8 protein-coding genes and 1 tRNA gene are annotated in these 7,842 nt (G+C 67.4%); 7 read left to right on the top strand and 2 right to left on the bottom strand.

Features of this window, described 5'->3' with window-relative positions; genetic code table 11:
- Window positions 1-797, top strand: a 797-nt coding sequence (locus AX744_RS16305) for a ribokinase (protein ID WP_061018043.1), incomplete at its 5' end; no start/stop codon positions are given.
- Between the two features lie 20 nt (window positions 798-817).
- On the opposite strand, the gene AX744_RS16300 is transcribed toward AX744_RS16305, so the two are convergent.
- Window positions 818-1,462 (bottom strand): hypothetical protein, encoded by a 645-nt coding sequence (locus AX744_RS16300; RefSeq protein ID WP_147251192.1) that lies wholly within the window; start codon window positions 1,460-1,462, stop codon window positions 818-820.
- 113 nt (window positions 1,463-1,575) lie between these two features.
- Window positions 1,576-1,658, bottom strand: a tRNA-Leu gene (locus AX744_RS16295).
- Window positions 1,659-1,803: 145 nt separating this feature from the next.
- Between AX744_RS16295 and AX744_RS16290 the strand changes: the two genes are divergently transcribed.
- From AX744_RS16290 to AX744_RS16265, 6 genes are all read left to right on the top strand, one after another.
- Complete coding sequence (locus AX744_RS16290; RefSeq protein ID WP_058630930.1) at window positions 1,804-2,529, top strand: FhaA domain-containing protein; 726 nt, start codon at window positions 1,804-1,806, stop codon at window positions 2,527-2,529.
- Entirely contained in the window at window positions 2,526-3,044 is a 519-nt protein-coding gene (locus tag AX744_RS16285) for an FHA domain-containing protein FhaB/FipA (protein WP_046747993.1), read from the top strand. The genes AX744_RS16290 and AX744_RS16285 overlap by 4 nt, the downstream gene beginning before the upstream one ends.
- Window positions 3,045-3,051: 7 nt before the next feature.
- Window positions 3,052-4,356, top strand: coding sequence for a PP2C family protein-serine/threonine phosphatase (locus AX744_RS16280; RefSeq protein WP_046747992.1), 1,305 nt, complete (start codon window positions 3,052-3,054; stop codon window positions 4,354-4,356).
- The gene (locus AX744_RS16275; protein ID WP_046747991.1) at window positions 4,353-5,738 is read left to right on the top strand and encodes an FtsW/RodA/SpoVE family cell cycle protein; all 1,386 of its coding nucleotides are present in this window, start codon (window positions 4,353-4,355) and stop codon (window positions 5,736-5,738) included. Before AX744_RS16280 ends, AX744_RS16275 begins: the two co-directional genes overlap by 4 nt.
- A gap of 1 nt (window position 5,739) precedes the next feature.
- Window positions 5,740-7,194: a peptidoglycan D,D-transpeptidase FtsI family protein gene (locus tag AX744_RS16270; protein ID WP_046747990.1), complete on the top strand. Its 1,455-nt coding sequence runs from the start codon at window positions 5,740-5,742 to the stop codon at window positions 7,192-7,194.
- On the top strand, window positions 7,191-7,842 hold a 652-nt coding region (locus AX744_RS16265; protein ID WP_157543634.1), incomplete at its 3' end, for a serine/threonine-protein kinase. The genes AX744_RS16270 and AX744_RS16265, both read left to right, overlap by 4 nt.

Raw genomic sequence — 7,842 nt, 5'->3', positions numbered from 1 at the left:
ACGTCACCGCGTTCGTCGATCGCCTCCCCACCGCAGGTGAGACCGTCGCCGGCGGAAGGCTGTCCCGAGACCTGGGAGGGAAGGGCGCGAATCAGGCCGTCGCCGCCGCCAAGCTCGGCGGGAGAGTCCGCATGATCGGCGCCGTCGGGGATGACGCCGACGGGGCCTGGACCCGAGACGAGATGGATCGGGCCGGGGTGGACACCACCGACCTCCGCACCGTCGATGCCCCGACCGGAACGGCACTGATCGTCGTGGATTCCGACGCCGAGAACCAGATCGCGGTGTGCCCGGGAGCGAATGATCGGGTGAGTCTCGACGGCGTGACCTTCCGAGAGGAGGAGGCGGTGCTCATGCAACTGGAGATCGCGCTCAGCATCGTCGAAGAGGTCGCCGCAACGGCGCCCGGCTTCATCGCCGTCAACGCCGCTCCCGCCCAGCCGCTACCCGAAGCGCTGCTGAGTCGCGTCGATCTGTTCATCGTGAACGAGACCGAGCGCGAGCTCATGCCCGAGCTCGCCGAGGCCGAACTCGTCGCGGTCACCTACGGCGCGGCCGGCGCCGCCCTGTATCGCCGTGGCGAGGAGATCACCCGGGCTGACGGCATCCCCGCCGAGGCCGTGAACACGGTCGGCGCGGGGGATGCGTTCTGCGCGACACTCGTGCTCGCGCTGCGCGCAGGGCACGCGCCTGCCGACGCTCTCGAAGCCGCGTGCGCCGTGGGGTCTGCGGCCGTGTCGCACCTCTCATCGCAGCCGCCGTTCGAGCACCTGAGTCGGTACCTGCCGGTGCGGTGACGGGAGAAGGCTCCGACGCGCTACTCCCAGACCGTGATGGTCACGTCGACGGAGTTCGCGTCGTAGCGAAGCACCTGGATCGCTGCGTACCGATCAGATTGGAGCCGGACGCACGTCGTGGGTGCCTCCAGCTGGTGGGGGTCGAGGGACGACCCGCGCGACCACCCGGTCGCCGCGGCACACGTCGCGTAGTCCGCGTTACCCGAACCCAAGACCACGGTGGAGGCGCCGTACCCCAGGACCAACCTGTCACCGCTGTAAGAAAGAGTGTCCGAGTAGACGAAGTCCGCGGCACCGAAGTTCGGGAGCGCCGAGTTCAAGTCGAGCGTGTCCCCCCGCTTGGCGAGCGTCAGAGTGGCCGTCGCACGGATGTCGTGAACGTCTTCCGGCGCGACCGTGTACGGCAACGCCGCGCGGAGCTCCCTGTTCTCATCGCGCAGTTCTGCGATCGCTTCCTGCCGGACCTCGAGTTTCGCGTTCGCGGAATCCAGTTCCTGCTCGAGTTCATCGATCTTCTGATCGCGGGCCGTGATGGTCCCATCCCGATCCACGACAGTGTTCAGCAGCGGGATCACCACCGCCGCGAAGCCGATGATCGAGGCGGCGAGCGTGATGAGCGCGGCTCGCCATCCCATCAAAGAAGTGCGGTACTCGCTGCGTTTCATGACCAGACACTAGCGGTCGATTCGCGCCGCACCACCACCGTCATCGACGACCCGAAGCATGCGGAAAGAAGAAGGCCCGGCTTCCTCGAAAGGAACCGGGCCATCTTGAACTGTGCGCGAGGGGGGACTTGAACCCCCACGTCCTTACGGACACTGGCACCTGAAGCCAGCGCGTCTACCATTCCGCCACTCGCGCGAGTGGTCTCGTTCCGAAGAACTCAACTTCCCAAAGATATCATGCGTTTTCGGGCTCGTTGCACACTCGACGGGGGTCTTCGGCGGCGTTCCCCCAGGACACCTGGCTACGATGTCCCTACCAGCCGGCATGCCAGAGGAGCCCAGTGGGACTACTTGACAGCTTTGAGAAAGGTCTCGAGCGCGCAGTGAACAGCGCGTTCGCCAAGACCTTCCGTAGCGGCATCCAGCCCGTGGAGATCGCTTCGGCGCTGCGGCGCGAAGCCGACACGAAGGCCGCTGTCGTGAGCCGCGACCGCATCATCGCGCCCAACAGCTACATCGTTCGCCTCAGCGACGACGATGCCGAGCGGATGCGCGGGCTCGGTGGCGCTCTCACCGATGAGCTGCATGCTCTTCTCACCAAGCACGCCACGTCGCAGGGGTACAGCTTCGCCGGGCCGCTCTCGATCACCCTCGAGGCCGACGAGAAGGTCGCCACCGGCACGGTGCGCGTCAGCTCCGGCACGGTCGAGGGCCGCGTCAGCTGGCAGGCCGTGGTCGACGTCGACGGCCGCCGCCACTCGATCTCGCGCGCTCGCACGGTGATCGGACGCGGTTCGGATGCCGACATCACGATCGCCGATGCCGGTTCGAGCCGCAAGCATGTCGAGATCCTGTGGGACGGCGAGCGCGCCATGATGCGCGACCTGGGATCCACCAACGGCACGAAGGTGAATGGCCAGAAGCTGCGCGAAGCCGCGCTCCCCACCGACACCACGATCACGATCGGACGCACCGACCTGGTGTTCCGCATCGTCCCCGTGGCCGCCCCCTCGCGGCCGACGTCCAGAGGCGACGACGCCACCCGAGCGTTCGGAGCCCTCGGGTGAGTGAACTGATCCTCCTTCTGCTCCGCATCGGGTTCCTTCTCCTGATGTGGTTCTTCGTGTTCGGGGTGGTGTACTCGCTCCGGGCAGACCTGTTCGGAGTGCGCGTGCGCAAGCTGCCCGCCGAGGCGACCGCCGGAGCCCCCGCACAGGCGGCTGCGCCCGCGGCACCCGTCGCGAAGCCGGCTTCCGCCCGCCCCTCCACGGGCCCGGCGACGGTCGCGACAGCCAAGCGGCTCGTGATCACCTCCGGCCCGAAGGCAGGCCTGGAGCTGCCGCTCAGCGCCGACTCCCTCACGATCGGCCGCTCCAGCGAATCCGCTCTCGTGATCCGCGACGACTACACGTCCAGCCACCATGCGCGCCTGATGCTGCGCGGCGACGCCTGGGCGATCCAGGACCTCGACTCCACCAACGGCACCTTCGTCGCAGGCCAGCGCGTCTCCGGCTCGCCGGTCGCCCTCTCGCTCGGCACCCCCATCAAGGTGGGCGCCACGACCTTCGAGCTGCGAGCCTGACGCCGGCATGGTCTTCGAGGGCTCGAGCGTCGCGATCTCCCACACCGGGAAGGTCCGCTCCAACAACCAGGATTCCGGCTACTCCGGAGCGAACCTCTTCGTCGTCGCCGACGGCATGGGCGGTCACGCCGGCGGTGACGTCGCATCCAGCATCGCGATCCAGCGCCTCGAGCCGCTCGATCAGGCGTATGCGACGACGGAAGACGCACAGGCCTCGCTGCAGGCGGCGGCGACCACGGCCGCGGGCGACCTCATCCGTGCCGCGAAGGACCGTCCAGAGCTGGCGGGTCTCGGCACCACCCTCAGCGCGATCATCATGGTCGACGAGTACGCGGTCATCGGCCACATCGGCGACTCGCGCATCTACCTCTATCGCGACGACGCCCTGACGCAGATCACCGCCGACCACACGTTCGTGCAGCGTCTGGTCGACTCGGGCCGCATCACCCCGGAGGAGGCGCGCTACCACCCGCGCCGATCCGTGCTGATGCGTGTGCTCAGCGACATGGACTCCGACCCCGAGCTCGACATGTTCGTCATGCACACGCAGCCCGGCGACCGGTGGCTGCTCTGCTCCGACGGACTCTCCGGCGTGGTCGACGAGCCGCACATCCTCAAGGCCATGCAGCTCGGTCTCGCCCCCGGACGTACGGCCGACATCCTGCTCAAGCAGGCACTCGACGGCGGCGCGCCCGACAACGTCACGATGGTCCTGGTCGACGTCGGCGGACAGCACCCGATCCATTCGGGAACCCCCACGATCGTCGGCTCAGCGTCGAACCCCGACGGCGTGTACGTTCCTCCCGTGCGGGCTCCCCGCGGCAACTGGCTGCACCCGGTGCGACAGGCCGCGAACGAGCCCAGCCACTTCGAGCCGGCGCCCGAGTACCTCGAGGAGCTCATCGAAGAGGACCGTCGTCGCGCCAAGCGCCGGCGCCTCGGGTGGATCGCCGGCGCTCTCGTGGTGATCGTGATGCTCGGCGTCGCGGCCTTCGCTGCCTACAGCTGGACCCAGACCCGGTACTTCATCGGCGCCGATGAGGACAGTGTCGTGATCTTCCAGGGCGTGCAGCAGAACATCGGTCCGATCACGCTGTCCACCCCGATCCAGGACACCGACATCCTCCTCGCGAACCTGCCTCCGTATCAGCGGGCATCGGTCGAGCGCACGATCACCGCGCGCTCGCTGTCCGACGCGATGGCGATCGTGGACCGGCTCAAGGCGGGTGCCGACGCGAACACGATCGAGCAGACGCCGCTGCCCACGCCCATGCCGACCCCTGTCGAGACTCCGGCCGGGGGTGACGGATGACCACCGACGTCACAGCCGACACCAGCGTCATCAAGGCCCTCAAGCGCATCCGCATGCCCCAGAGCCAGCGCAACCGCGAGTTCTGGCTGCTGCTCTTCGCGTGTGCGATCAGCGGTGCCGCGCTCACGCTCGTCCAGCTGGGCGCGCTCGGGGTGATCGACCCGATGATCCTGGCGATCGGCGGTGGCCTCGCCGCCCTCGCGTTCGCGCTGCACATCGTGTTGCGCTTCGTGGCATCCGACGCCGACCCGTTCGTCGTACCGATCGCGACCCTGCTCACCGGACTCGGCATCGCGATGATCTACCGCATCGACATCGCCTTCAAGAACACCGGCTGGAACGCCTACTCGACCAAGCAGCTCGCGTGGACCGCCATCTCGCTGGCCGGTGCGATCGTGGTCGTGATCCTGCTGCGCAACTACCGGATCCTCTTCCGATACACCTACATCTTCGGACTCGCCGGAATCCTGCTCCTGCTGCTGCCCTTCGTCCCCGGGCTGCGCATCCCCGACGCGAACGCTGCGGTGTGGGTGTCGCTCGGCGGGGCCTTCGCCTTCCAGCCGGGCGAGCTCGCCAAGATCTGCCTGGCCATCTTCTTCGCGGGATACCTCGTGCGCACCCGTGAGAGCCTGACGTCGGTCGGCAAGCGGGTCCTTGGCATCACCTGGCCACGCATGCGCGAGCTCGGACCCGTGCTGGTCGTCTGGCTGATCTCGCTCGGGATCATCGTCTTCCAGCGCGACCTCGGAACCGGAACCCTGATCTTCGGGATGTTCGTCGCGATGCTCTACGTCGCGACGGGGAAGACCAGCTGGGTGCTCATCGGCCTGACCCTCGTGGTCGCCGGCGTCGCGCTCGCGACGCAGATCCTCAGCTACGTGCAGGGTCGCTTCATCAACTGGCTCTTCCTCTTCGACGCCAACCAGGTCGACCCGGACGGCGCCGGGTACCAGCCCATGCAAGGGCTCTTCGGCCTCGCCCGCGGCGGTCTGATGGGCACGGGTTGGGGCCAGGGACGCCCCGAGGTCACTCCGCTGGCCCACAGCGACTACATCATCACGAGCCTCGGCGAAGAACTCGGGCTGATCGGACTGTTCGCGATCCTCTGCCTCTACATGGTGTTCGTCAGCCGCGGCATGCGCATCGGCCTCGCCGGTCAGGACGACTTCGGCAAGCTGCTCGCGACGGGTCTCTCGTTCACGATCGCCCTGCAGGTGTTCATCATGGTCGGCGGTGTCACGCGCCTCATCCCGCTGACCGGTCTGACCACCCCGTTCCTCGCGGCGGGTGGATCCTCCCTCGTGGCCAACTGGCTCATCGTGGCTCTCCTGCTGCGCATCTCCGACGGTGTGCGGCGCCAACCCCGGGTGGTGATCGGCTGACATGACGAAGGAACTCCGCCGCCTCAGCATCATCATGCTGTTCATGTTCATCGCGCTGTTCGCCGCGACCAGTTGGATCCAGGTCGTCGAAGCGGATGCGCTGGCCCAGAACAGCAACAACAAGCGCACCCGGCTCGACAGCTATGAGATCCAGCGCGGATCGATCATCGTCGACGGCGTCGCGATCGCGAGCTCGGTGCCGAGTGATGACCGCTACCAGTTCCAGCGCACCTACGCGGATGCTCCCATCTGGGAACCGGTGACGGGATACTTCAACCCGGCTCTGGGCTCGAGCACGGGCATCGAGAAGGCCATGAACGCCGAACTCTCCGGCACGGGGTCGAATGCCTTCCTCGGCGAGGTCGAGCGCATCCTCTCAGGCCAACCGCAGCGCGGGTACAGCGTCGAGCTCTCACTGAACACCGCGGCGCAGCGAGCGGCCTACGAGGCCCTCGGCGGCCTCAAGGGTGCTGTCGTGGCGATGGATCCGAAGACCGGACGGATCCTGGCCATGGTCTCCACGCCCGGCTTCGACACGAACCTGATGGCCACGCACGATGCCGATGCCGCGAACGCCACCTACGACCAGCTCGTCGCCGACGCCAACAAGCCGCTGTCCAACCGCGCCATCGCCGGCGACCTGAATCCACCCGGTTCCACGTTCAAGGTCGTGGTCGCCGCTGCGGCCTATGCGAGCGGCAAGTGGACCCCGGAGTCGACGCTGCCCAACCCGGCCGTCTACACCCTTCCCGGGTCGTCCAACCGCGTCTCCAACGCGTGGGGCGGCACCTGCGGCCCCGGAGAGACCGTCACGATCGCCGAGGCGATCCGCCTCAGCTGCAACATCCCCATGGCCGAGCTCGCGGTCGAACTCGGCGACGACGCGATCCGCGAGATGGCCGACAAGCTCGGGTTCAACCGATCGTTCGACACGCCCCTGACGTCGACACCCTCCAGCTACCCGCGGGCCCTCGACGACGCACAGACCGCTCTGACCGGTTTCGGCCAGGGAAAGGTCACCGCCACTCCGCTGCAGATGGCCATGGTCTCCGCCGGACTCGCGAACGACGGCGTCGTGATGAATCCGCGGATGGTCGACGCCGTGATCGGCAACGACCTCTCGGTCATCAAGGCGTTCCAGGACAGCGAGTTCGGACGTGCGATGGAGGCCGATGTGGCGAACGACGTGACCGCCGCGATGGTCGCGAGCGTCGCAACGGGAGCGGCCCAGGGTGCAAGAATAGACGGGATCGACGTGGCCGGTAAGACGGGCACCGCAGAGAACGGAAACAGGCCGCATACGTTGTGGTTCACCGGCTTCGCGCCGGCGAACGATCCAGCGGTCGCAGTAGCGGTCGTCGTCGAAGACGGCGGCGGACAGGGACAATCAGGCAGCGGCGACACCATCGCCGCTCCGATTGCGAAGAAGGTCATAGAGGCGGTGCTGGGCAGATGAGGCCGACGCAGGGTGTGTCGTTCGGTGGTCGTTACGAGCTGCAGTCGCGTATCGCGATCGGTGGCATGGGCGAGGTGTGGGAAGCGACGGATCACGTCATCGGACGTACCGTCGCCATCAAGATCCTCAAGGACGAGTACATGGGGGACCCCGGGTTCCTCGAGCGCTTCCGAGCCGAGGCTCGGCACGCCGCACTCGTCAACCATGAGGGCATCGCCAGTGTCTTCGACTATGGCGAGGAGAACGGCAGCGCCTACCTCGTCATGGAGCTGGTGCCCGGCGAGGCTCTCTCGACCGTGCTCGAGCGCGATGGAGCACTCAGCGCCGACAAGACCCTCGACATCGTCGCCCAGACCGCGTCCGCTCTGCAGGCCGCTCACGCGGCGGGTCTCGTGCACCGCGACATCAAGCCGGGAAACCTGCTGATCACGCCCGACGGCCGCGTCAAGATCACCGATTTCGGCATCGCCCGTATCGCCGACCAGGTACCGCTCACCGCGACCGGCCAGGTCATGGGCACGGTGCAGTACCTGTCGCCCGAGCAGGCGTCCGGTCACCCGGCCTCCCCCGCCACCGACACCTACTCGCTCGGCATCGTCGCCTACGAATGCCTGGCGGGCAAGCGTCCGTTCACGGGTGAGTCGCAGG

The organism is Microbacterium sp. CCH5-D1 (genome assembly GCF_001557335.1).
In the GTDB taxonomy this organism is placed as follows: domain Bacteria; phylum Actinomycetota; class Actinomycetes; order Actinomycetales; family Microbacteriaceae; genus Microbacterium; species Microbacterium oxydans.
The sequence above is the reverse complement of the archived record's forward strand: the minus strand, read 5'-3'. Positions and strand labels throughout refer to the sequence as shown.